At 35.4% G+C, this 23,800-nt stretch carries 22 protein-coding genes; 15 read left to right on the top strand and 7 right to left on the bottom strand.

The features are described from left to right. Positions 1 to 318: 318 nt before the first annotated feature. Complete coding sequence (locus NST98_RS11595) at positions 319 to 1,719, bottom strand: polysaccharide deacetylase family protein (protein ID WP_340715176.1); 1,401 nt, start codon at positions 1,717 to 1,719, stop codon at positions 319 to 321. A 118-nt stretch (positions 1,720 to 1,837) separates the two neighbouring features. On the opposite strand from NST98_RS11595, the gene NST98_RS11590 reads away from it, so the two are divergent. Continuing rightward, on the top strand, positions 1,838 to 2,587 hold the full coding sequence (locus NST98_RS11590) for a threonine/serine exporter family protein (protein WP_340715175.1): 750 nt from the start codon (positions 1,838 to 1,840) through the stop codon (positions 2,585 to 2,587). Between the two features lie 12 nt (positions 2,588 to 2,599). Beyond that, positions 2,600 to 3,079, top strand: a complete 480-nt coding sequence (locus NST98_RS11585; RefSeq protein WP_340715174.1) for a threonine/serine exporter family protein — start codon at positions 2,600 to 2,602, stop codon at positions 3,077 to 3,079. A 51-nt stretch (positions 3,080 to 3,130) separates the two neighbouring features. Here the strand turns inward: NST98_RS11585 and NST98_RS11580 are convergent, their stop codons facing one another. Then, positions 3,131 to 5,143: a GGDEF domain-containing phosphodiesterase gene (locus NST98_RS11580; protein WP_096549841.1), complete on the bottom strand. Its 2,013-nt coding sequence runs from the start codon at positions 5,141 to 5,143 to the stop codon at positions 3,131 to 3,133. A gap of 184 nt (positions 5,144 to 5,327) precedes the next feature. Between NST98_RS11580 and NST98_RS11575 the strand changes: the two genes are divergently transcribed. The 3 genes from NST98_RS11575 (at position 5,328) to NST98_RS11565 (ending at position 9,907) form a co-directional block, all read left to right on the top strand. Next, the gene (locus NST98_RS11575) at positions 5,328 to 6,239 is read left to right on the top strand and encodes a DMT family transporter (RefSeq protein ID WP_340715173.1); all 912 of its coding nucleotides are present in this window, start codon (positions 5,328 to 5,330) and stop codon (positions 6,237 to 6,239) included. A gap of 111 nt (positions 6,240 to 6,350) precedes the next feature. Then, the gene (locus NST98_RS11570; RefSeq protein WP_340715172.1) at positions 6,351 to 8,075 is read left to right on the top strand and encodes an ABC transporter ATP-binding protein; all 1,725 of its coding nucleotides are present in this window, start codon (positions 6,351 to 6,353) and stop codon (positions 8,073 to 8,075) included. After that, on the top strand, positions 8,075 to 9,907 hold the full coding sequence (locus NST98_RS11565) for an ABC transporter ATP-binding protein (RefSeq protein WP_340715734.1): 1,833 nt from the start codon (positions 8,075 to 8,077) through the stop codon (positions 9,905 to 9,907). Before NST98_RS11570 ends, NST98_RS11565 begins: the two co-directional genes overlap by 1 nt. Before the next feature lie 188 nt (positions 9,908 to 10,095). Here NST98_RS11565 and NST98_RS11560 read toward each other — a convergent pair whose 3' ends face one another. Genes NST98_RS11560 through NST98_RS11550 form a run of 3 tightly spaced genes read right to left on the bottom strand, consistent with a single transcriptional unit; the run spans position 10,096 to position 11,938 of the window. Further along, entirely contained in the window at positions 10,096 to 10,701 is a 606-nt protein-coding gene (locus NST98_RS11560) for an ABC-2 transporter permease (protein ID WP_096549837.1), read from the bottom strand. Then, positions 10,695 to 11,561, bottom strand: coding sequence for an ABC transporter ATP-binding protein (locus NST98_RS11555; RefSeq protein WP_340715733.1), 867 nt, complete (start codon positions 11,559 to 11,561; stop codon positions 10,695 to 10,697). The genes NST98_RS11560 and NST98_RS11555 overlap by 7 nt, the downstream gene beginning before the upstream one ends. Beyond that, on the bottom strand, positions 11,561 to 11,938 hold the full coding sequence (locus NST98_RS11550; RefSeq protein ID WP_340715171.1) for a GntR family transcriptional regulator: 378 nt from the start codon (positions 11,936 to 11,938) through the stop codon (positions 11,561 to 11,563). Before NST98_RS11550 ends, NST98_RS11555 begins: the two co-directional genes overlap by 1 nt. A 434-nt stretch (positions 11,939 to 12,372) precedes the next feature. Between NST98_RS11550 and NST98_RS11545 the strand changes: the two genes are divergently transcribed. Further along, positions 12,373 to 13,236, top strand: a complete 864-nt coding sequence (locus NST98_RS11545; RefSeq protein WP_340715170.1) for a GNAT family N-acetyltransferase — start codon at positions 12,373 to 12,375, stop codon at positions 13,234 to 13,236. Positions 13,237 to 13,352: 116 nt separating this feature from the next. Continuing rightward, the gene (locus NST98_RS11540; protein ID WP_340715169.1) at positions 13,353 to 14,276 is read left to right on the top strand and encodes a 1,4-dihydroxy-2-naphthoate polyprenyltransferase; all 924 of its coding nucleotides are present in this window, start codon (positions 13,353 to 13,355) and stop codon (positions 14,274 to 14,276) included. A gap of 603 nt (positions 14,277 to 14,879) precedes the next feature. Here the strand turns inward: NST98_RS11540 and NST98_RS11535 are convergent. Next, positions 14,880 to 15,812: an aldo/keto reductase gene (locus tag NST98_RS11535; protein WP_340715168.1), complete on the bottom strand. Its 933-nt coding sequence runs from the start codon at positions 15,810 to 15,812 to the stop codon at positions 14,880 to 14,882. 967 nt (positions 15,813 to 16,779) lie between these two features. Between NST98_RS11535 and NST98_RS11530 the strand changes: the two genes are divergently transcribed. The 8 genes from NST98_RS11530 (at position 16,780) to NST98_RS11495 (ending at position 22,703) form a co-directional block, all read left to right on the top strand. Further along, a complete protein-coding gene (locus NST98_RS11530) occupies positions 16,780 to 16,965 on the top strand; it encodes a hypothetical protein (protein WP_340715167.1) in 186 nt (61 codons plus the stop codon). Between the two features lie 28 nt (positions 16,966 to 16,993). Beyond that, positions 16,994 to 17,830 (top strand): putative RNA methyltransferase, encoded by an 837-nt coding sequence (locus tag NST98_RS11525; protein ID WP_340715166.1) that lies wholly within the window; start codon positions 16,994 to 16,996, stop codon positions 17,828 to 17,830. 112 nt (positions 17,831 to 17,942) lie between these two features. Beyond that, positions 17,943 to 18,509, top strand: coding sequence for a lysophospholipid acyltransferase family protein (locus tag NST98_RS11520; RefSeq protein ID WP_340715165.1), 567 nt, complete (start codon positions 17,943 to 17,945; stop codon positions 18,507 to 18,509). A 49-nt stretch (positions 18,510 to 18,558) separates the two neighbouring features. Then, positions 18,559 to 19,023, top strand: a complete 465-nt coding sequence (locus tag NST98_RS11515) for a low molecular weight protein-tyrosine-phosphatase (protein WP_016838364.1) — start codon at positions 18,559 to 18,561, stop codon at positions 19,021 to 19,023. 141 nt (positions 19,024 to 19,164) lie between these two features. Beyond that, the gene (locus NST98_RS11510) at positions 19,165 to 19,884 is read left to right on the top strand and encodes a YebC/PmpR family DNA-binding transcriptional regulator (protein ID WP_016838363.1); all 720 of its coding nucleotides are present in this window, start codon (positions 19,165 to 19,167) and stop codon (positions 19,882 to 19,884) included. Positions 19,885 to 20,091: 207 nt separating this feature from the next. After that, positions 20,092 to 20,625 carry a YdcF family protein gene (locus NST98_RS11505; protein ID WP_340715164.1) on the top strand — a complete coding sequence of 178 codons (534 nt, stop codon included), beginning with the start codon at positions 20,092 to 20,094 and terminating at the stop codon, positions 20,623 to 20,625. A 133-nt stretch (positions 20,626 to 20,758) separates the two neighbouring features. After that, positions 20,759 to 21,838, top strand: coding sequence for an AI-2E family transporter (locus NST98_RS11500; protein WP_340715163.1), 1,080 nt, complete (start codon positions 20,759 to 20,761; stop codon positions 21,836 to 21,838). A 721-nt stretch (positions 21,839 to 22,559) separates the two neighbouring features. Next, positions 22,560 to 22,703 carry a hypothetical protein gene (locus NST98_RS11495; RefSeq protein ID WP_172597780.1) on the top strand — a complete coding sequence of 48 codons (144 nt, stop codon included), beginning with the start codon at positions 22,560 to 22,562 and terminating at the stop codon, positions 22,701 to 22,703. A 74-nt stretch (positions 22,704 to 22,777) separates the two neighbouring features. On the opposite strand, the gene NST98_RS11490 is transcribed toward NST98_RS11495, so the two are convergent. Beyond that, on the bottom strand, positions 22,778 to 23,794 hold the full coding sequence (locus NST98_RS11490; RefSeq protein WP_096549826.1) for an inorganic phosphate transporter: 1,017 nt from the start codon (positions 23,792 to 23,794) through the stop codon (positions 22,778 to 22,780). Positions 23,795 to 23,800: the final 6 nt, after the last annotated feature.

Genomic DNA, 23,800 nt, shown 5'->3' with positions numbered 1-23,800 from the left:
AATCAACTTGAGTAGATAAGTAATCAGAACAAGCAGAGGAAATATCCACATGATAGAATAGACAATCTGCACGAGAGGGGAAAGTATCCACACAAGTAGAGGGATATCCACACAAGCGAAGTATAAATCCGTACCAGTGCGAGTCCTATCCACACGAGGAAGGTAAACATCCGCACCAGTGCAGTCCTATCTACATGAGTGGGAGATGCATCTGCACAAGTAGATAGTACATCACACATGGACACAATCTACCAAGTTGTTTCTACATAAATACAAAAAATCCCCAAGCTTCATCATTGCTAAGGGGATTTTTCATATTCAATGAACGTTTAATATTTCGCTTACCGTCACACATTCATAGCCTTCTTGTTGCAAATATGCTAATACGCTTTCAAGCCCGTCTGCTGTTGACTGATGAATATCGTGCATTAATATGATTGCTCCATCGTGCAAGTTAGCTTTTATGATTGGCAATAATTTATTTGAATCGCGGTATTTCCAGTCGTAAGTATCAATTGTCCATAAAATAACAGGTACATCAATTAAACTTTCAACGTATGAATTAGTAGCACCATAAGGAGGTCTAAATAGAGTAGGATATTCTCCAATCACATCATATATCACTTGACTTGTGTATTCGACTTGCCAAGAAACTTGAGTGGTGCTTTGTTTCGTTAATACTGGATGGTTATATGTATGGTTACCAATTTCATGACCTCGATTTAACACTTCATGTACGATATCTTTATGGTTTTCCACTTGTTTTCCAAGCATGAAAAACGTTGCCTTTGCACCGTACCTTTCAAGGGTGTTTAAGATTTGCATCGTCACTTGTGGATGTGGTCCGTCATCAAAAGTTAAAGCTACTTTTTTGCGGTCTGTTTTAGGAGTCACAATAGTTACATTGCTTTTCACTTCGCTTTGGAATGCGGATGCTAAAATAGGATTCAAGTAATAGATTGGGATATTAATCGTTGCAGAACCTGCATGTTCTTCAGCAAGTTCTCCTTGGTTAAAGTAAAATATAACCGATTCGCTCGTTATGGCAAAGCGATTGAAATGATTCCAATTAGGTACTGTTGTTTGCACTAGTTTTTCATCGATTATTTCTTTACCGTAATATTCCTTTAGTTCAGCTTGAATGAATTCAGCTAACAAACCTAAATGCCCGATATCTTTGTTTAATAATGTACTAGAATCGATTAACTCTCCGGTTTCTTTATTAAATACAATGGTTTTATAGGTTTCTTTATATGAAACTCGGTTCAGCGATAGCCGTTTCTTTAATACGATTGAGTAAAACTGATTGTTAAATAGGTGAATTTCTGTGGAGATGTCTAAGTCACCAATCGTTTTTACTTTATTTACATGATTTTTCTCGTTTAGTGAAGTGATATAATCTCGCTTCGAATCTTTTATGTATTTAGTAATCTGTTCATTCACCAGCTCAAAAGGTGTTTTTGGGTAATCTATCGAATATGGTATTAAGCTATTCATTGACGATTCGGAAACGATTCGGATTTCCGGAAATTTTGAATCTGTTTCATCAATTAGAGAGGGAATCTCTGGATATTTTGTTATAGCAGAAACGGTTGGTTTTTGGAATTTAAACTGTCCCGTAATGGAAATTGTAATAACAATAATCGTAGTTAACGCAATGATGGAACCGATTAATATTAAGTCAATCCATGCGCGGCGTTTTGACTTCCGCTGTCTCATCTATGGCTCTCCTCTCTAAAGTTATCAAAAGGTGGTTTTATTTAAGTTGAAAAAGATATGTACTTGAGATTTGCCTTTCCGTTCGGTATGATGCAAAGAAGAAAGGGAGAATAAAGCAATGGTAAATGAAAAGAATGGTGAATTGGCGTTAGATTGCTTATTGTTAGCGGGACAAATTATGATGGAAAGCGGTGCTGAGACTTATCGAGTAGAGGATACGATGCTCAGAATGGCTCGCTCCCAAAATTTAGACGCCCAAAGTTATGTAACACCTACGGGGATTATTCTTTCCCTTGGTAAACAACAAAAAACAAAAATTATTTCCATTTCAAGCCGTATTACAGACTTGCATAAAATTGCGAAAGTAAATAATGTTTCTAGGAAGCTTACACTTAAAATAATAACATTAGATGAAGCGTATGACGAGCTAAGAATGATACAAAAAACAAATTATTTTTTACCAATTTGGTTGCAAATTTTAATGGCTGCCGTATCAAGTGCTTGCTTTTTAATTTTATTTAAAGGGACTTGGTTTGATATGCCAGCAGCTTTTATAGCAGGGGGCACAGGTTACCTTGCATTATTGGCCATTCAACATTTAACGAAAGTGAAATTTTTCTCTGAATTCTTCGCTTCTTTTGTCATTGCGCTCGTGGCATTTTCTACTGTTAAACTTGGTTATGGAAATGAAATCGATAAAATTATCATTAGTGGTGTGATGCCACTCGTTCCTGGGGTATTAATTACAAATGCTGTTCGAGATATGATGGCGGGTCATTTAACCGCTGGCATTGCGAAAGGGACAGAAGCTTTTTTAACGGCTTTTGCTATCGGTTCGGGTGTTGCAGTGGTTGTGGCATTTTATTAAGGAGTAATGGATATGGAATATGTAATTCAGTTGATTTTTAGTTTCCTTGCAACAGCGAGTCTTTGTGTGATTTTTAACGCTCCGATTAAAGCGATTCCTTATTGCGGATTAGTCGGGGCTGTTGGATGGATGATTTTTTATAGTGCCTTGCAATTACAATTAACAGAAGTATTCGCTTCTTTTTTAGGGGCTTTCGTTGTCGCAATCTGTGCACAAGGATTTGCAAGAAGATTAAAATCTCCGATGATTATTTTTATTGTTTCAGGGATTATTCCTTTAGTACCTGGTGGGCTTGCATATAATACATTGCGTTATTTTGTGGAGCAAAATTATACTTTAGGATTGGAAACCGGAATTCGTGCGTTTTTAATTTCAGGGGCAATTGCTATGGGGATTGTTTTTTCTGAAGTTATATTTCAATTATTCGTTCAATTTATGAGGAATAGTCTGACTTCTATGCAATCTTTTAGTCGAAATAAAAGACGACAATAAATGCATTATTTAAAAAGGCTACTCAAAACACTAAGGAGTAGCCTTTTTTATTTAAGAAGATAAAAGCTGAGGTATATTGTCTGCTGTAACAGGTTTACTGATTAAAAATCCTTGTATAGCATCGCATTCATATTGTTCTAACAGTTCTTTTTGTTCATTTGTTTCTACACCTTCAGCTAACACTGTCAAGTTCATGGATTTTCCGAAATGAACAATGCCCTTAATTAAGCGTTGCGTTTTTTCGGATTGCGTAAGTGAATGAACAAAAGTTTGGTCGATTTTTAATGTATTAATTGGTAAAAGTTGCATGTATCGGAATGAAGCATAACCTGTTCCAAAGTCGTCCAATACAAAGGTAATGCCTTCCTCTTCTAATTTACGCATTTGTTGAATGATGGATGTTTCCGCTTCAGCTTCTAATGCAAACTTTTCTGTAATTTCGATTTGTATGAGATGAGCAGGACAACCTGTTTTCGTCAATGTATCTAATATGAATTTTGCCATGTTTTTATCCCTAAATTCTCGAACAGATAAGTTAATCCCTACTTTTAATTCGAGGCCTTGTTTTTTCCATTTAGCTGCTTGTTGACATGCTTCTTCAATCACAAAAGAACCGATATCGTTAATTAAACCAGTTTCTTCAGCAATTGGGATTAATTCGTCGGGACTAACTACGCCAATTTCTTCGTCATCCCATCTCACAAGAGCTTCGACCGCATAAATTTGTCCTGTTTTTAAATCTACTTGCGGCTGATACAATACCTTTAAATTATGCTGATCGAGCGCCATTAACAAACGTTTTTCAATGATGGATTTCCGATTTAATTTTTTATGGGCAGCTTCAGAAAGAGATAATATATTATCTCCACCAGCTTCGCGAACATTAGCAATCGTTGCAAGAGAAGCGTTCATTAATTGAGTAAAGTTCGATTGATCTTGCGGAGAACGAGTAATTCCACCGCTGATTGTAATCGGCATTGCACGATTGCCAAGGTAAATTGGATTTTGTTTTAAATAGGATAAAAATCCTTGGATAAACCATTCGCCAAGGGGAGTAATCACAACAAAATCACTTTCGTTTATGCGAGCGAGTAAACTATCCTGGAAGTAAATTTTTAAGCGTTTCGTGAACTCTAAAATAAAGTTGTTGTCCAGCTCAACATGATGAAGTTCCTTCAACGTGTAGAATTTATCGATACTCAAATAAACGAAGTAAAATTGTTGTTGCTCTGCAATCATTTCTTTTACAACGTTTTCTAAGCGATGGACATTCATTAAACCAGTTTCTGCATCAACGTAAGCAATTTTTTCGAGTTTATGTTGCAATTCTTTTTCATTTGTAATATCTTGCTCTATTAATGTGTAGCGATATTTTTGTTCACTATGAGAATAAGTGGGAATGGCAGTTAAATGAACCCAATAAGTTTCACCGGTTTTTTTCATTTTTTGTACATCGCCTTGCCAAACTTTCCCTTGAGAGATAGTATTCCATATAGTATCTGCTATTTCATGGCTTTCTTCTGTATCAGGGAATAGTTGCCAAAAGCTTTTTCTTAACACTCGTTTTGGCGTCCATTTACTTGTTTTTAAGAATAAAGGATTACAGCTAACAATAAATCCTTCATAATCTAACGTAACCATCATAAAGGATGAGAGAAGCCCACTCTTTAAATCAGATAGTTCTTGGTCCGATTCTCCTAATTGAGAAAATTGTTGTTCTGGCAAGCAATAAAAAACAATGCAACGATTGTTGTTAATCGTGCATGGAATAACGATTACGTCTGCTTTGATAAGCGTTTCATTTTGATGAATCAGTTGTATATGATTTAATCGAATGTATTCTTGAGCATTCAGTATGCGCTGCCAAGTATTTTCAGATAAAGTAGAAAATAATCGTTCTTTTAATGAATCAACACTCTGAAAGTCCTGTTTTGTGTAACCAAAATATTGTTCACATATGGTGTTCCAAGTGATTGTATCTGCACTTACATTTAATGCAAAAGATGGGAAGGGAGCTTTCAGTAGCAAGTTTTCATCATGGCTTTGCGTTATATTAAGGTTCATCCTAATTCCGTCTCCTTGCATACCGTAATTTTATACCATATTTATTATAAATTATTTTGAAGTCAATAGTCACTATTGTAGGACTATCAATTTTTTGACATTAAACAATGATACTAAAATGGGCCTATAAAAATAGTAAATTGTTACAATAATAATTCTATATTATAAAAAGGAAGTTCATGCTATGCAACATTTAAAAGGAATTATATTAATCATCATAGGAGCAATGCTGTGGGGGGCAACAGGGCCACTAACAGAGTGGATTTTAAAAGATTCAGGTATGACGGTGAATTTTTTTCTTACTGTTCGATTGCTTGTTGCTGGAGTAGCGATTTTATCATTTTTACAATTTACCAATAATTCAGTTATGGCTGTTTGGAAAACAAAATATTGGAGTCGCCAACTTGTTATATACAGCGTAGCCGGTATGCTTGGGCTACAATTTTCTTTCACAATGACCATTCAAAGTAGCAATGCGGTTTTTGCAACACTATTGCAGTTTCTAGGGCCACTTTTTATTCTTGCTTATACATCTATTAAAGTTCGAACATGGCCCCCTAAATACCAAATATTAGGTGTTCTTGGTACGCTGCTTGGTTTATTTTTGTTACTAACAAACGCGAAAATTGATCAGTTATTGGTTAGTCGTGAAGCGCTTTTTTGGGGTCTTGTACTAGGAATTACTTTCGCTATTTATACGTTATATCCTACACGTTTAATGGCAGAGTGGGGGGTTTTACTTGTAGTTGGTTGGGGAATGTTGATTGGTGGAGTCGTGTTAGGAATGGGATCGTTTATTTGGCAAAGCGATGAATGGGGGTTGCTCTTCGATATTAAATTATTGATTTCTATGTTTAGTATCATTTTCTTTAGTACCGCAGCTTTTGTTATGTTTTTAAGCAGCATGAATTATATTAGCCCGGTATTAACGAGTATATTATCCACAATGGAGCCGCTCACTACAATGGTTATTTCGATGATTGTATTTTCAACAAGATTTGGTCTATGGCAAGCAATTGGAATACTTCTTATGTTAGCATGCGTAACGTGGATTTCAGTAGCGAGTGAAAAAGCGGAAAAATACAATAAAAATTAGCATGGTGAATATTTAGTAAGAATTCCATAATAAACTGTTTCTCAAATATTTGGAAGCAATGCACATTGATTAAAATTGAATTGGCGTTGTTTTATAGATTGGGGTGGGTTTGTGAAAGTTGTTTTGAGTTATTTAAAGCCATATAAATGGTTTGCGCTAATTGCCTTAGGATTAATGTTGTTAGAACTTGTAGCTGAATTGGCACAACCGATCATCATCGCCAAAATTATTGATGAAGGTATTGTCTTAAAGGATTTTCATGTGATTTTCTTATGGGGATGCATGTTGATAGGAATTGCATCTTTAGCCTTTTTATGCGGAATTGTAAATACATATTTCGCTGCACATGCGGCACAAAGTTTTGCTTTGGATTTACGAAATGCTTTATTTAGAAAAATTCAATCATTCTCCATGACAACTTTTTTGAAATATCCAACATCCAGTTTGATTACAAGGCTCACCAACGATGTTCAACAAGTACAAAGCATTTTATTTATGAGTCTGCGCATTATGATTCGTGCTCCTTTAGCGGTTGTACTGAGCCTTGTAATGGTGTTTTTCGTTAATGCCAAGATGGCGATGATATTAATGATTGGTACACCGATTCTCGCTATTTTTTTATATATAATTGTAAAAAACGGGAGTCTTTTATTTGGACAAGTACAACGTCGAATGGATCGAGTGAATCGTGCGCTTCAAGAAAGTTTACAAGGGATTTATTTAGTGAAAGCTTATATGCGAAATGCCTACGAAACGGAAAAATTTAACCGGATAGCCGAAGATTTAAAACTGGATACGATGAAAGCTCTACGAATGATGGAGTTAATGATGCCCATCATGAGTTTTGTGCTGAATGTGAGTTTACTGCTTGCTATTTGGTATGGTGCACGAGAAGTAAGCATGAACGAGGCGCAAGTGGGGGAATTAGTGGCAGTTGTCAACTACGCTTTACGTATTACTGGATACTTCGGAATGTTTGCCTTTATTTTAAACGGGTTTACTCGAGCTAAAGCTTCCAGTGAACGAATGGCGGAAATATTAGTCATGGAAGAGGGGCTGGAAGAAGAAAAAAGCGGGACGGAAACACCGAAAGAGGAATTCGGAACGGTTCGTTTTAAAGGCGTTTCCTTTAAGTATCCAAATACAAAAAAATTAGTCCTTCAAGATATTTCTTTCGAAGTAAAGCAAGGAGAAAAATTGGCGATAATGGGGACGACTGGCTCTGGCAAAACCACGTTACTTAGTTTAATTCCCCGTTTTTATGAACCCAGTAAAGGAGAAATTGTAGTTAACGGAAGAAATATTTCCGATTGGTCATTGAAGGATTTACGTAACATGATTGGTTATGTTCCCCAAAAGGCATTGTTATTTACAGGTTCGATTGAAAACAATGTAAAGTGGGGGAAAAGAATGGCAGAACATCGTGAAGTCGTGGCTGCTACGACAAAGGCACAAATCCACGATACGATACTCAATTTTCCTGAACAGTATAAAACAAGGGTTGGCCAAAAGGGCGTCAATTTATCCGGTGGCCAGAAACAGAGATTATCGATTGCAAGGGCGATTATTCGAAAGCCGCAAATTTTAATTTTAGATGATAGTACAAGCGCTCTCGATGTAAAGACGGAAGCTGCTTTATGGGATGCCTTAAAAGATACAGAGGCGACGATGCTCGTTGTGACTCAAAAAATCCATACAGCAAAAGGGGCAGATCGCATTGTATTGTTAGATGAAGGAAAGATTGTTGCTATCGGTACACATGACGAATTGATGAAAAGTAGCAAGCTTTATCAACAAATCGCCAGCACCCAAGAGGAACAGGTAGGTGATGAATGATGGAAATGTTCAAAAAACCTTTTGGATACGAACCGATTTTGACGAAAGAAGATTTACGCAATGCGGAGAAAAAACACAAAGGTCCTAGAGCAAGCGATTGGAAAAGAACGCTCCTTCGTATTTGGCAATTGGTGGATGAGCAAAGAGGATTGTTGATTGCAGTTTTCATCATGGTCATCATCAGTTCGATTGCCGGGTTATTAGGACCTTTTTTGATGGGATATATCATTGATCATTTTGTTATTCCGAAAGAATTTCAACGTATGGTTCCGTTGATTGGTGTGCTGATTGGTGTGTACATTGTTTATGCAGTGACATTATTTATACAAAACTATTGGATGGTAGGCATTGCACAAACAACGGTATACAAAATGAGGACTGGTGCTTTTAAACATTTGTTAAAGCTCCCAATCTCTTATTTTGATAAAAGGCAGCATGGAGAAATTATGAGCCGTTTGACGAATGATATTGAAACGGTGAGTGCTACGTTAAATACATCTTTTATTCAAGTGTTTTCAAGCTTTTTAACCCTTGCCGGCACAATCATCGTGATGCTCTATTTAAGCCCGTTATTAACACTCATTACAATGATCGTCATCCCGCTTATGTTTATAGCAATGAGATGGATTACGAAAAGAACAAGCAAGTTGTTTAAAGCGCAGCAAGCAGCTCTCGGAGATTTAAACGGGATGATTGAAGAAACGATTTCTGGTCAAAGTATTGTGAGGGCTTTTTCTCAAGAGGACCACGTGAAACAGGATTTTTATATGAAAAGTAAACGTCTAAAGAACGTTGGATTTTGGGCGCTTGTATATTCAGGTTATATTCCAAAAGTCTTTAATTTTCTAAACAATATGAGTTTTGCTATTATCGCCGGAATCGGAGGAATTTTTGCTTATTACGGGTGGGTAACAATCGGAACTATTGTGATTTTTACAGAATACGCCCGGCAATTTACCCGACCATTAAATGATTTAGCGAACCAAATCAATACCGTATTATCAGCAATTGCAGGGGCTGAACGAGTATTTTCGATTATGGATGAGGAGATGGAAGAAGACCGAGGAAACCTACCTGATGATTACCAAATTCGAGGTGAAGTAGAGTTTCGAAATGTGTCTTTTAAATACGAGTCAAAAAACAAATCTGATACATTGCACAATTTGAATTTCCGTGTTCAACCAGGTCAAACGGTGGCGCTTGTTGGGCCTACTGGAGCCGGGAAGACGACAACGATGTTATTGATTGCCCGCTTTTACGATGCAAATAGCGGTGAAATTCTCATTGATGGAAAGAATATTTGCGATTATAAGCGGCAAACGTTGCGACGACAAATGGCTTTTGTGTTGCAAGATCCCTTTTTATTCGAAGCGTCTGTTCGAGAAAATATCCGTTATGGAAGGCTTGATGCAACCGATGAAGAAGTGGTGGATGCAGCAAAAAAAGCCAATGCTCATGATTTCATTATGAAGTTGTCAAAAGGCTATGACACGGTGTTAAAAGCGGATGGTAGTGAAATTTCGCAAGGTCAAAAACAATTGTTATCCATTGCAAGAGCATTTTTAGCAAATCCTGCAATTTTGTTATTGGATGAAGCGACAAGTAGCATCGATACTGTAACGGAAAAGAAAATTCAAGAGGCATTAGAGGAGTTAATGAAAGGACGAACTAGCTTTGTCATCGCCCATCGATTAAATACCGTTCGTCATGCAGATATCGTGTTTGTGATGAAAGACGGAAGAATTGCAGAATCGGGGTCTCAGCAAGAATTAATCGAAAAAGATGGAATTTATGCAAATATGTTAAAACAATCAAAAGGAGGGGGAGTTTAGAAAGGTGTAACTTTCTAAACACTCGCCCCGTAACTCAATCAATTTTTTACAAAAAAGCTTTTTGCAGCTCGTTCACTTTATTAGTTATGTCCCAGCCTCGTAACCTGATTTCAAACATTTCCATAATTTTATTTTCAGCACCTTTTAGATGTTACGTCAAATTTTAAAAATCCTTTTAACAATCGTCTTTAAAAAACTTTTCTACTATATATTCGAATCGAGAGTATCCACGAAAGAACATAAAGAAGCCCAACCGATAATATTATGCCAAGATAAAACAGGGAATTATCCAAAGATAGTACCGTTTGGACTAGCTCTCTTACTCTATCATTCAAATTAGGTATAAAGCTTAGGGTAACCATATAAACAACAAACACACCACCAAATCCAATTAATAAATATTTACTGTTAAATAGATAAGAAAATGGGAAAGCAAATGAAATTAAACCCATTACAATGCTCGTAATGAACAATAATATTTCCCATTGCATGATTTCTCTATGAATCATCCAATTTCCTATAAAAATAGTCAGCAGAGTAAGAAAAATAAAAATTAGCGCACCAATATACTTTGAACTGACAATTTCCTTTCGTGTATATGGTAAAGAATTTAAAAGCAGATTAGCTGACGATGTTTCATCCGTTTGAAAAGCATTCATGATGATTACAATACAAAAAACGATAGCCACCCAAGAAGTAGAAACATTTACAAATAAATAGACAAACAAAAATAACAACATGAATGGCAATGTTTTCTTCTGTAATATCATATCTTTACGAATAAGATTTAGCATCTCTCTTCCCCTTTCTTTGTATATAGCATAATATCCTCAAGTGTCGGTTTCTCTATAATGACCGTATCACCAAAAATATTTTTTGTACGTTGTTTATTCGCTGTCAATGCTCGGAATCCGTGATTAGTTTTATGAATTCCGATAAATTCTTGTTCTGTATCACGATCTAATAGATTCGTTCCTCCTTTTACTATTGCGAATTCCTCTTCGATTTTATAATACTCTTTTGTAAAGATATGTTGCCCATTATGAATAAAGGTTATATAATCTGCTATTCGATCTAAATCTGTCGTAATGTGCGTTGAAAAAAGGATTGTTCTTTCTCCATTCTGCATAAGGTTGTGTAGGATATTTAATAATTCACTGCGAATGATTGGATCTAATCCCGATGTCGGTTCATCCATGATAATTAACTCAGCATGGTGGGATAATGCGATGGTTAATGAGGCTTTCATCTTCATCCCTTTTGAAAAGGTATTTAAATTTTTCTTTAAAGGTAGTTCAAACATATCTACATATTGATTAAATAAGGTATCATCCCATTTACGATAGGCAGGTTTAATAATTTTCTTCATTTCAGCCAATGTAATATTTTCATAAAAAATGTTACTATCGAACACAAAGCCGATTCGTTGTTTTATTTCTTTTTCATTTTTTTTATAATCCATACCAAAAATAGAAATTGTTCCACTATCCGGTTTTAACAAATTCATTATCAGCTTGATGGTTGTGGATTTTCCTGCCCCATTACCACCAATAAACCCTGTAACAAAGCCTTTCTTAACTGAGATAGATAAGTCTTTTAATTCAAATCCTTTAAAAGCCTTATATACATGCTGTAATTCAATTACATTTTCCATCATGTATCCTCCTTATATAACAATGTAAGAAGTTCTTTTAATTCTTCTAATTCTATCCCTACTTCTTTACTATTTTGAATTGCAGACAAAAGTTGTTCTTCAATGACTTTCATTTTCCTTTCCAGAATCATTTCATTATTTTGTTCACATACAAACGATCCTTTTCCAACTATTGAGTAAATAAAACCATCATTTTCAAGTTCTTCATATGCTCGCTTTGTTGTAATGACACTTATATTTAAATCCTTCGCTAATTGACGCATGGAAGGTAGCATCTCGCCAGCTTTTAGTTCATTCGTTAAAATTTGTTTCTTAATTTGATCATAAATTTGCTTATAAATCGGTTCTTTAGATTGGTTCGAAATTATAATTTGCATGCAAAAACCTCTCTCGAAAAAATGTATATATTATATATATACATTTTATACATTATTAAATTGGCAAACAATACCTTTTAGGGTATTTCCTTAATAGTCTTGCACATTTGCGTAGAATTGATCTTATGAAAAAATGGGTGAAATTCGTCCAAGCTATATATCTCAAGGGGAGTTGAAAAACGCCCGAAACTTTAACGGATACAACTGCACTCGGCCGTCTCTACATGACTTTTCAAACGGCTACTTTTAGAAATATTTGACGTTTTATTAACGAAGAATGGATGAAGCGATGAAACTTGAGAGAAAAGGTGAAAAAGAGCGAATGACGTAATTTATGGGAATGTGATGCAGCTTGTTGCAGTGGGCGAATGCTTTGTCTAAAATGTTAAAAGTAAAAGAAATAGATCGGAGTATTAAAGATGAACATTGCCTTTATGACTACATCGTTACCTATAGATGAAGAAACATATCAAGAAATTCAAAATTTATCTCGATTTGCAACAGAAGTGGACCAATGCCCTTATTCCTATGCTTTAAATCTACCTTTATTAAATAAAACATATAGCAGGGGATTTTGCATCCTTGCTTACGATGAAGAAACAAATGAGTTAGTTGGTTTTATTACGGCGGTAGATCGAATTGGTTTGGATACATATGAATGGACCATGCTAGTTGATCCTATGTACAGACAAACAGGCATAGATGATGCATTACTTAGTTTATTATCAAAAGCTTTTAAAGATCGACACGCTGTTGGAGAATTAGTAGTTGTCCTAGAAAATGACCTATACGGAAGAAAAATCATTGAAAAATACGGATATACATATAGCTTTTCGGAAGCGACTTTTGAAGCGCAAGCGGAAATGGTTGAAATGAATGATTCTATATATATAAGACCGTATAACGAATCTACGGATTTGGAACCCCTTGTTGAAATATTTAGAGAAACATTTGGCGACCTCAGGGAAGAAACAATCGAACTCATTGAATTGAATACAAAAGTTCCAGGAAGAGTGATTTGGGTTGCAGAAAAGGATGGGGAAGTTGTCGGAACTGTAACTACTTCAAAGGAAGAAATGAACCAGTGGATTACTTCCTTAGCAGTACATCCCCTCCATCAACGAAAAGGGATTGCGACAGCTTTATTGAACTGGGTGAAAGACTTTGCTTATCGAAGCGGAGCAAAACAAATTTTCCTTCAAGTAGAGATGGAAAATGAACAAGCTTTATCAGTTTATCAAAAGGCTGGATTCCAGAAGACAATTCAAATAGATTTTTATGCGTATGGGGAATCTTGATTGCCTAATGAATATAAGTCCACAATAAAATTGTGGGCTTCTTTTCATGTCATTTCATAAGTACCTGTGAATCATTTGAATTTGTTATAATTGTTTTCATGAATGATAGAAAGAGGATGAAACCAGTTATGGAAAAGAATCAGGAAATTTCATCATTAAAGCTTATGTGGCAGATGACTCGTCCACATACGTTAACGGCAACTTTTGCGCCGGTCATTTTAGGGACGGTAATGGCACTGTATGATACAAAGATCGATTGGTTGCTATTTCTGGCGATGATGATTGCGTGTTTGGCACTTCAAATTGCGACAAATTTATTTAATGAATATTACGATTTCAAGCGAGGGCTGGATACGGAAGAATCGGTTGGCATTGGTGGAGGAATCGTTCGCCACGGCTTGAAGCCAAAAAATGTATTGGCGGTAGCGATTCTTTTATATGTGTTTGCTGGGATTGTTGGTGTATATATTTGCTCGAATTCTAGTTCGTGGTTAGTAGTCATCGGATTGTTTGGAATGGCGGTAGGTTATTTATATACTGGTGGTCCGCTGCCGATTGCCTATACCCCTTTTGGTGAGTTATTTGCAGGAGCTTTAATGGGAACTGCTTTCGTGTTAATTGCCTATTTTATTCAAACAGGTGATGTCACGCTGCTTTCAGTACTCCTTTCCATTCCATCAGGGATATTAGTAGGCGGAATCAACATGGCTAACAATATTCGAGATATTGAGGAAGATAAAAGAGGCGGAAGAAAGACGCTTGCCATATTAATCGGTAGAACCAATGCAGTGAGATTACTAGCAATCGGTTTTATTATCTCCTATCTTTGGATTGTCGGATTAGTGGTGACGGGAAGTATCAGTCCTTGGGCGCTAGTAGTGCTGTTAAGCGTAAAAAAACCTATAGACGCTATTCGAGGCTTTCAAAAGGGCGAAAGCGAAATGCAATTTATGCCTATTGCCATGAAATCAACAGCCATGACGAACACAATTTTCTGCTTTTTATTATCAGCTGGGTTGTTACTAGGATATATATTTTAGTGGGATAAATGAAGGTTTATGTTAAAGCCTTGCCCATTCGAACGAATCGCTTCCTTTTGGAGGCGATATTTTTTTAAAAAATTTTTATCTTACTAAAATAATATTGTAAATTTAGTTTACAAAAATCCGAACTATTTATTGAATAAAAACAAGTCCTAAATAAGGGAAATAGAGAATATAGGGAAAGTTGCGTTTTTTATTGTAATAAAGAAATGCTGGAATTTCAGTTGGTGGAGCAGATGTACTTGAATTAGATGGATTATTTTTCAGTTTGAGGAAACACTGATTCATGATTGTTATTCTCGTGGGGGAATAATAGCCAAATCCATGACAATAATAGTCATTCTATAAAGCATAATAGTCAATCAAACAAAAATTGCTCTTGAAATTTATGATAATAGTCAAAATCGAATCAGTTATAGCCAAACTACAGAAGATAATAGTCACACTCTTCAACTTATTAGTCAATCATCTAATAGTCGAAATTTAGCCAATAATAGTCAAGCTACTAAGGATAATAGTCAAATCTAACAAAATAATAGCCAACAAAGAGTGAGCTAGAAAATTAACTTATCCGCTCTTTGTTGGCGTGCACTCCTCATATTATTTAAATAATTCATCAATTTCTTGAATTTCTTCTTCACTCAATAATACTTTGGCTGTTTTTAAATTGTTCAATACTTGCGCAGCACATTTTGCTCCTGGAATGATGGCAGTTATGGCTTCTCGTGTCAAATACCAAGCAAGAACGACATTTGCAACCTCTACATCTTTCGATTGGGCGATTGTGCGTAATCGTTCCACTTTTTCTACGATTTTCTCATACGTTTCTTTTTGGAAGAACTGAGATTTTTGACGATATTCAGGTATTTCAGTATCCTTTGTATATTTTCCTGTAAGCAAGCCAGAAGCTAAAGGAAAATATGGGATAAAAGCAATCTGGTGTTTTAGTGTGTATGGAAACAGCTCTTTTTCAGCATCTCTATGAATTAAGTTATAGTGTTCTTGAACCACATCCACATAGCCATCTTTATTCGCTTCCTGTAATAGTGCTAATGAAAAGTTAGAAACACCGATTGCTCGAATTTTTCCTTCATCCTTTAATTCTTTCAATGCTCCAACCGCTTCATCCTTTGGTGTATGCTCATCGGGAAAATGAATGTAAAGTAAATCAATATAGTCTGTTTTTAAGCGTTGCAAACTTTTTTCCACTTGTTCTTTTAAAAATGAAGGAGAGTTGTCTATAACTCGTTGGCCATCAACTATTGTAGCTCCGACTTTTGTTGCAATGATCAGTTCATCTCGGTTGCCCATTTCTTTTAAGACCTCTCCAATGAGTTCTTCTGAACGGCCTAATCCATACAAATATGCCGTATCAATGAAGTTGATTCCGTTTTTGATGGCAACACGAACAAGCTCTTTTCCTTCTGCTTCACTTAGATGAGGGTGAATATTGTGTCCACCGACTGCATTCGCTCCTAATCCAATAGGGTTCACATAAAGCTCCGATTTTCCTAATCGCACATATTTCTCCACAAAATCATGCCCCCTTATTACTTATTAATTTACAGGGAGTTGGTTTTAATTACAAGAAATTCACAAGATTAAGAGAAAATAAGCAGTAACAGGGAATATTAACTGCTGAACTAAAGGGGATTATGTCGATATAAGAGTGTAAAATTGTTGCATGTTGAATTACTGAATGCCAATAGATATTTGAATTGGAAAAATAGGTATATTGAGGATTCGATTTGGATTTATTGTAAACAAGGTTATCAAAAAAGAAAGTAGGTTTGACGGTTCTTGTAAAAATTTGCGTATAATTTCTCGTTACTCCGTTAGATAAAGTCAAAATAGCGATAAAAATGGATTAGGCATATTACCAACTGCTTTTTTATAAACTAAGGTTTACAAAAAGAAATGGAACTGTCGAAAACAATAGAATGGGTATGTTTCAAAACAAAAATAATATCTTAATCATGATATTTAAATAAAATAGAAGATAACATTAACAATAACGAAAATGAAATGAATATTAATATCAACCAAGTTAACAATCCAACTTTATTGAGATAAGGAGCTGTCGAAATCTAAATGTTATTCAAAGAAAGTATATAAAATGAAAAGATATGCAGTAAATCAATTAAGTTTATATATTAATAAAACAATATGTCGCATTACTCCGAGTAATCATTAGTATAAAATGTATGTGAATTAAAGTGTCGAATAATATTGAAAAAAATTAAGGACTGATAATTTCCTTTTTATGTCATAAAATTAGTTGCTTAAGGGAAGAAAAAGTCACAGTCGACAAAGAAAGAGTTTAAAGAAATTGAATCGACAATATTTCCTAGGAAATTTCGATATTTTTCACCAAACAATAAAGGCAAAAAATAGATTCGATTCAAACGGGTTATCATAGCCAATACAAGGTGCATTTGGTAGAATAATGAATAACATCATTCAATCGTTCTATTTACAGACAGTTGTTCATTAAAAAAATTTGACGAAATCAAATAATGTGTCAGTAATAAAAGTAAATGAATTAAAGCGTTTTTGGAAAAAACGAACTGATAAAAAGCTTACAGTAGAGGATATCCAAAAAATTCATCATTCACTAGAACAATTTGTTAATATTCATCAACCTTCTTATAAAATGAACATGGATCAAGCAACTACTAATCATTAATATCACAGTATATTGAAAGGAAATAACAATGGGAAAGCGCTCAAAACGGCAAAACAGCATAGAATTTATGAAAGAAAATAGCAGATTGTTTTCTTGTCCGATTTGTAATAATGAAATGGATGTCCATAATGACGGAGAGGTTTTCTGTAGTAATCGTCATAACTTTACGATTGCAAAACAAGGATATGTGAATTTTTTGACAAAACCTGTCCGTTCTATGTATACGAAAAATTTATTTGAATCTCGTAAAGTTGTAATTGATAGCGGTTTGTTCAATGAAATGCATAAACAAGTAGCAACTATCATTGGAAATTCAGTTAAGACAATTTTAGATACTGGATGCGGGAAAGGTTCCCATTTGGCTCGTATTTGTGAGCAATTAAATGATGAGGTAGTTGGTGTAGGGGTTGATATTGCTAAAGAAGGAATTATTACTGCGGCAAAATATTATGACCGGAAAATTTGGTGCGTTGGAGATTTAGCAGATAGTCCTTTTCGTGAACAATCATTTGACGTAATATTGAATATTTTATCACCAGCAAACTATGGTGAGTTTAAACGCCTGTTAAAGCAAGGGGGAAAATTGATTAAAGTAGTTCCCCAATCCGAATATTTAATGGAATTAAGAAAACAAGTATTTGCAAACTCAAAAAAAGAGCTTTATTCTAACGAGCAAACTGTCTTTCGATTTCATGAGCAATTTATGAACGTGTCACAACAAAGAGTTACTTATAAAGTGCCTATTGAAAAGGAACTAATTCCTAAATTAATTGAAATGACTCCTCTAGGATGGCATGCAGAAACCCATGATATATCTTTAGAGGAATTGACGATTGATTTGGATATATTAGTGGGAGAAGTGTAAGTTTGTGATGAGATTGAAAGAAAGGGATGTTTTCTTTAAAATAAGAATGAATAAAAAAATTTAAGGGTAGGAATCAACAGTGTTATACGATTTCGGAGCTAGAGTAGTTAACGTGTTTTTAACAATAAATGGATCAAAAGCGAAGGTATATGGTAAGGAAAATTTACCAAAGGATGAGGGATACATCATTGCGTGTACACATAATGGATATATTGATATTTTAAACCTAGGTCTTTCTATATATCCTAGACAAATACATTTTATGGCAAAAAAACAACTATTTGATATTAAAGTGTTAGGTTGGTTGATTAAAAAACTGAACGCTTTTCCTGTCGATCGTGAAAATCCGGGACCGAGCGTGATTAAAATACCTCGTCAACTTCTAAAAGAAGGAAAAATTGTTGGAATTTTTCCAAGTGGTACTCGTACAACAAATAACACAGAGTTAAAACAAGGAGCGATTACTATTGCTCAACTTACAAAATCGAAAATTGTTCCAGCAGCCTATATTGGTCCAAAAAATATAAAGGAAGTAATAAAAAGACAAAAAGGGTATTTAATATATGGTAAACCTTTTACCGTTCCTGCTGGAAAAGAAGCGCGAGATGAATACACTGCCTTTTTAGAAAAAGAGCTTCAAAGGTTAACAGAAGAAATAAAACGAACAAATGGAAAATAATTAGCACTTTCCGTCAACGGAAGGTGCTTTTTCAAAAGGGGTTGTTATGATGAAACGTGTACTTTTCGTATGCTTAGGAAATATTTGCCGCTCGCCAATGGCTGAAGCAGTATTTAGAGACTTGCTAAAAAAGAGAGGATTAGAAGATAAAATCGAAGTGGATTCTGCTGGAACAAGTTCATGGCACGTGGGAGAACCGCCGCATTACGGTACTTCCAACAAATTAAAAGAATATAATATTTCCACAGAAGGAATCACTGCGCGGCAATTGAAAAAAGATGATTTTGAAAAGTTTGATTATATTGTTGGTATGGATGAAAGTAATATAAGGGACATATGTAGAATATTAGGTCAAACGGAACATCCAAAAATTTTCCGTTTTCTTGATTTAACTTCACACAAAAAAGACGTTCCAGATCCATATTATACGGGGGATTTCCAAGAGACATATGACTTAGTTGTAGATGGTTGCGAAGCATTATTGAGCAAAATAATAGAAGAGATGGAAGATTAAAGGTTGATATTATAAAGGCATTTTACAAAAAAATCAAGTAGCGATTATTTTCATCAAAGAAATCATGGTGTATAATGATACAGTCGTATTTGTTAGAATGAAATTTTACTGATATTTTGAATAGGAAAGAGAGTGAATCCAATGGGTCGCAAATGGAATAATATTAAAGATAAAAAAGCAGAAAAAGATAAAAACACCAGCCGAATTTATGCAAAATTCGGTAAGGAAATTTATGTAGCTGCAAAAAAAGGTGAACCAGACCCAGAATTAAATCAGGCATTAAAGGCAGTATTAGAAAGAGCAAAAACATATAATGTACCTAAACATATTATTGATCGTGCCATTGAAAAAGCGAAAGGTGCTGGCGGAGAAGATTATGATGAACTTCGTTACGAAGGCTTCGGTGTTGGTGGAACAATGGTGATTGTTGATGCGTTAACAAACAATGTGAACCGTACCGTTTCAGAAGTCCGTGCTGCTTTTGGCAAAAACGGAGGAAATATGGGGGTAACAGGTTCGGTATCATATATGTTTGATTCTACTGCGGTATTTGGAATTGAAGGTAAGTCAGTAGATGAAGTATTAGAAATTTTATTAGAAGCGGATATTGATGCACGTGATGTGTTTGATGAAGAGGGAATCACAATCGTTTATGCGGAGCCAGATCAATTCCATGTTGCTCAAGAAGCATTCAAAGCAGCAGGTATTGAAGAGTTTACAGTAGCTGAATTAACAATGCTTCCACAAACTGAAGTAAAACTAACTGGGGAAGACAAAGTGAAATTTGAAAAAATGATTGATGCATTAGAAGATCTTGAAGATGTACAACGTGTATATCATAACGCAGATTTAGAAGATTAATATTCAATAAAGGAAAGACCGTAACATGTTGAGTGTCACGGTCTTTTTCCATTGTCAGTTTTTGGGGAACTGGACTTTCAAAGAAAAATTCCACGTTTCTAAAGTATAATTTTGGAACTTTATAATCGTTTAAACGTAAGTACTAAGAGAAAATCTTAAGGTGATGATATGAAAAAAAGTTTTTTAATAATATTAGGAATTTTAATAGTGAGTAGTGTATCTTTATTTACTTGGTCCTATAAAACCATGAAACAGCCAATACCGGTTGCAGATGGTACTTATGAATATGCGATTTTATTAGGAGCGAAAGTAGAATCGGATGGAAGACCAAGCTTAACTTTGCAGTATCGTTTGAAAGAGGCGATAGAGTATTTGAAATCCTATCCTCATGTAAACGTCATCGTTTCTGGTGGGAAAGGGTTGGACGAACCGATTAGTGAAGCTGAAGCAATGTACACATTTTTAGTGGAATCAGGAATTGAAGAATATCGAATTATCCGTGAAGAACAAGCAACGTCTACATACGAAAATTTGCTATATTCAAAAAAATTACTGCCAACCAATACAAAAAACGTTACGCTTATTACAAGCGATTTTCACTGTGCACGTGCAAAAATATTAGCAAATAAACTGGACTTAGAAGTGGACATAGTTGCATCAAAAACACCGAAAATTGTTGAGCAGAAGTTACAAATTCGTGAACAGTTTGCACTCATAAAAACATTAATCCTTGGAAAATAAAACTTCCAACCGAATTGTAATGATAGGAAAATGCTCGCAATTACATCATTCTTTATTGATTTTTTTATAAACGAAAATAGATTTGTATAGGAATTTTCAGGAAGTGTTAAACTTGAGTAGGGGTGAATGAACGATGACAAAAAAATTATGGTTTCAAGTGGGAATTGGATTATTAATTGCCTTATTAATTATTAAATATGTAATAGAAATTCATTGGATTTTTAATCCCATTGTAATTATTATCAAAACAATTTTTATTCCAGTGTTATTAAGTGGCGTCCTTTTTTACATATCAGAGCCTTTCCAACGTTGGCTAGAAAAAAAGGGGCTTCCTAGATGGGCAAGTATTTCAACGATTGTATTAGTATTAGCAGGATTAGTAACGGGATTATTGTTAATTATCGGAAATCCGATTGCTGAACAAGTGAACCGCTTAGTGCAAAATTCTCCAAATATTGGCGATAAAATAATGGAAGCAACGGATTTTATTCTAGAAAACAAAGACAATTTACCTCCTCAAGTTGAAAACTTCGTTGATTCTGTAACAAGTTCTATTCAAGACATTGTCGTTGTAGGTAGTAAAAGCATTGTAAACTTTGTTAGCGGTACTGTTTCTACAATTTTTACTTTAATTTTGGTACCATTCTTTTATATTTTCATGTTAAAGGATCATGAAAAATTTGCACCAAATATTTACAAGATTTTTACCGGCGAGCGTCGTATATGGGTAAAGAATACGTTAGAAGACATCAATGAAGCACTAAAAAACTATGTACAGGGACAAGTACTTGTGAGTTTAATTTTAGCAACGATGATGTTTATTGGGTACTTAATTATAGGACTTGAATATGCTTTATTACTTTCAATTTTTTCCTTTTTCATGAATATGATTCCGTTTATCGGTCCATGGATTTCGTTGGCGCCAGCAATTCTTGTCGCCATTATTCAAGATCCAGTCTTGGTGATTTGGGTATGTGTAATTACCCTTGTTGCGCAACAATTGGAAAGCAATTTAATTACCCCAAATGTTATGGGGAAATCTTTAGATATCCATCCGTTAACGGTTATTACAGTAGTATTAGCTGCTGGTAATATAGGTGGTTTTATTGCAATTATGATTGGAATTCCAACTTATGCGGTATTAAAAGTAATTGTAAAGAATATCTATGAGGAGCGGAAGAAAATTAAAGAAGCTGCAACGAAAACGTTATAATATAAAACAGTATACACCTAAAGAGAAGCTGTTTTTTTAAATCTTGTATTGTATACTTAGATAAGGCATTTTATTAGAGAGCGATTATTAGAAAAAGGGGATTTTGTATGAGCGGAAAGAGAGCTGCTATCATTCTCGTAAGTATTATGCTTTTAGTTAGTATTTTGGTGATCGTTGCCATTTCAATCTTTTATGCCACTTATCAGCCAACTATAAACCAAAGTATGATACCTTTTGAATTGAGTCATTCCAATAATACAATATAAAAAACACGAGCGTTTATAGCTCGTGTTTTTTATGTGCGCCCGGCATGTACATGAACTATAGGGTGTAAGTCCCGAACCCCGAAGACAGAAGTAGAGGTTAGCCAAGAGCAAGGGTGTCCGTGGTGACGCGGAATCTGAAGGAAGCTGGAGGCAAAACACCGGTCCGAGGAACACGAACCTCATATAAGGCTAGGTATGATTGAGTGAGTTTGCGTAACAAAACAAAGCTCTTTCTGTCGAAGGTCATATCGAGTAAATGAGGCGGATAGATGGTGTGAAAGTGCATGTACTTACCTGGGGAGGTCTGGCGGATAGGTGAAGTTCGCTTCATAACCTACTTAGTGATAAGTAGCTGAACCGTCAGAAGTCAGCAGAGGTCATAGTATTAGTTGGTCTAGAACAACTGAGAAGGACCGAACAATTAAGAGAGAATAGCCCTTGGCATTCAGTGAGTCATGATGAACACAGAAAACGTAGTACCTCACTTGAGGAAGGAAGCGGTGAATCCCGTGGGAGACCTCTTGGAGGGTGGAGTGACCACTGGCATAAGAAGACAAGCTATTCACGGAAGTTATGAAAACTTGCGTCAATTATCTTAATTGAACCGCCGTATACGGAACCGTACGTACGGTGGTGTGAGAGGACGGGAGCTAATCACTCCCTCCTACTCGATTTAGAAGAATAAATCCAATATGAAATAAACACAACCAGCAATTACTGCTGAAATTGGCATTGTAATAATCCAAGTTAAAACAATTTTACGAGCTACTCCCCATTTAACACCTTTTACACGTTGAGCAGATCCCACACCCATAATGGATGAAGAGATAACATGAGTTGTTGATACCGGTAAGTGAATTAAGGTTGCTCCAAAAATAACAGTAGCAGATGCTAAATCGGCTGCAGCGCCATTAACAGGTCGTATTTTCATAATTTTTGTACCAACCGTTTTAATGATTTTATATCCTCCGATGGAAGTTCCTAATCCCATTGCAAGCGCACAGGCAATTCGTACCCAATCTTGTACATCGTTATCTGATTGGATGCCGGCAGCGATTAAAGCCATTGTAATGATTCCCATCGCTTTTTGGGCGTCATTCGTACCGTGAGTGAAAGCCTGTAATGCTGCGGTAAAGATTTGCATCGTACGGAATCCTTTATTGGTACGATAAAGGTTTAAATTTTTAAACAACAACTTGAATATTGACATGAATAAAAATCCGACACCAAAAGCGATAAATGGAGAAAAAATTAACGCCTCTAAAATGCCGATAAAACCTTTATAATTGAGAATATCAAATCCCGCTGCAGCAATTGCTGCTCCAGCAATGGAACCAATTAATGTATGAGAAGAGCTAGACGGAATTCCAAAATACCAAGTAAGTAAGTTCCATGTAATCGCAGAAATAAGTGCTGCTAAAATAACGACAGATCCCGTTGTATCATCTGGCGTTTGATTCAGTGAAAATGGGTCTACGATATCGCTAGCAATTGCTTTTGCTACTCCTACAAAAGAAATTGCTCCAAGGAAGTTCATAATAGCAGCAAGCATTACAGCTGTACGCGGTGGCAGTGCACGGGTTGAAACAGACGTAGCAATCGCGTTTGCTGTATCGTGAAATCCGTTAATAAAGTCAAATGCGAGCGCAAATATAACGATTAATATTGTGATGATTAAAATGGCATCCATATCTAA

The sequence above is a fragment of the Ureibacillus sp. FSL W8-0352 genome, from assembly GCF_038004345.1.
Lineage (GTDB): Bacteria > Bacillota > Bacilli > Bacillales_A > Planococcaceae > Ureibacillus > Ureibacillus thermosphaericus.
This window is presented reverse-complemented; position numbering and strand designations above follow the sequence as displayed.

Bases quoted from the DNA above. Each gene is read 5' to 3' on its own strand.
- NST98_RS11595 (WP_340715176.1), bottom strand. From the start codon at position 1,719: ATGAGACAGCGGAAGTCAAAACGCCGCGCATGGATTGACTTAATATTA.
- NST98_RS11590 (WP_340715175.1), top strand. From the start codon at position 1,838: ATGGTAAATGAAAAGAATGGTGAATTGGCGTTAGATTGCTTATTGTTA.
- NST98_RS11585 (WP_340715174.1), top strand. From the start codon at position 2,600: ATGGAATATGTAATTCAGTTGATTTTTAGTTTCCTTGCAACAGCGAGT.
- NST98_RS11580 (WP_096549841.1), bottom strand. From the start codon at position 5,143: ATGAACCTTAATATAACGCAAAGCCATGATGAAAACTTGCTACTGAAA.
- NST98_RS11575 (WP_340715173.1), top strand. From the start codon at position 5,328: ATGCAACATTTAAAAGGAATTATATTAATCATCATAGGAGCAATGCTG.
- NST98_RS11565 (WP_340715734.1), top strand. From the start codon at position 8,075: ATGGAAATGTTCAAAAAACCTTTTGGATACGAACCGATTTTGACGAAA.
- NST98_RS11560 (WP_096549837.1), bottom strand. From the start codon at position 10,701: ATGCTAAATCTTATTCGTAAAGATATGATATTACAGAAGAAAACATTG.
- NST98_RS11555 (WP_340715733.1), bottom strand. From the start codon at position 11,561: ATGGAAAATGTAATTGAATTACAGCATGTATATAAGGCTTTTAAAGGA.
- NST98_RS11550 (WP_340715171.1), bottom strand. From the start codon at position 11,938: ATGCAAATTATAATTTCGAACCAATCTAAAGAACCGATTTATAAGCAA.
- NST98_RS11545 (WP_340715170.1), top strand. From the start codon at position 12,373: ATGACTACATCGTTACCTATAGATGAAGAAACATATCAAGAAATTCAA.
- NST98_RS11540 (WP_340715169.1), top strand. From the start codon at position 13,353: ATGAAACCAGTTATGGAAAAGAATCAGGAAATTTCATCATTAAAGCTT.
- NST98_RS11525 (WP_340715166.1), top strand. From the start codon at position 16,994: ATGGGAAAGCGCTCAAAACGGCAAAACAGCATAGAATTTATGAAAGAA.
- NST98_RS11515 (WP_016838364.1), top strand. From the start codon at position 18,559: ATGAAACGTGTACTTTTCGTATGCTTAGGAAATATTTGCCGCTCGCCA.
- NST98_RS11510 (WP_016838363.1), top strand. From the start codon at position 19,165: ATGGGTCGCAAATGGAATAATATTAAAGATAAAAAAGCAGAAAAAGAT.
- NST98_RS11500 (WP_340715163.1), top strand. From the start codon at position 20,759: ATGACAAAAAAATTATGGTTTCAAGTGGGAATTGGATTATTAATTGCC.
- NST98_RS11495 (WP_172597780.1), top strand. From the start codon at position 22,560: ATGATGAACACAGAAAACGTAGTACCTCACTTGAGGAAGGAAGCGGTG.
- NST98_RS11490 (WP_096549826.1), bottom strand. From the start codon at position 23,794: ATGGATGCCATTTTAATCATCACAATATTAATCGTTATATTTGCGCTC.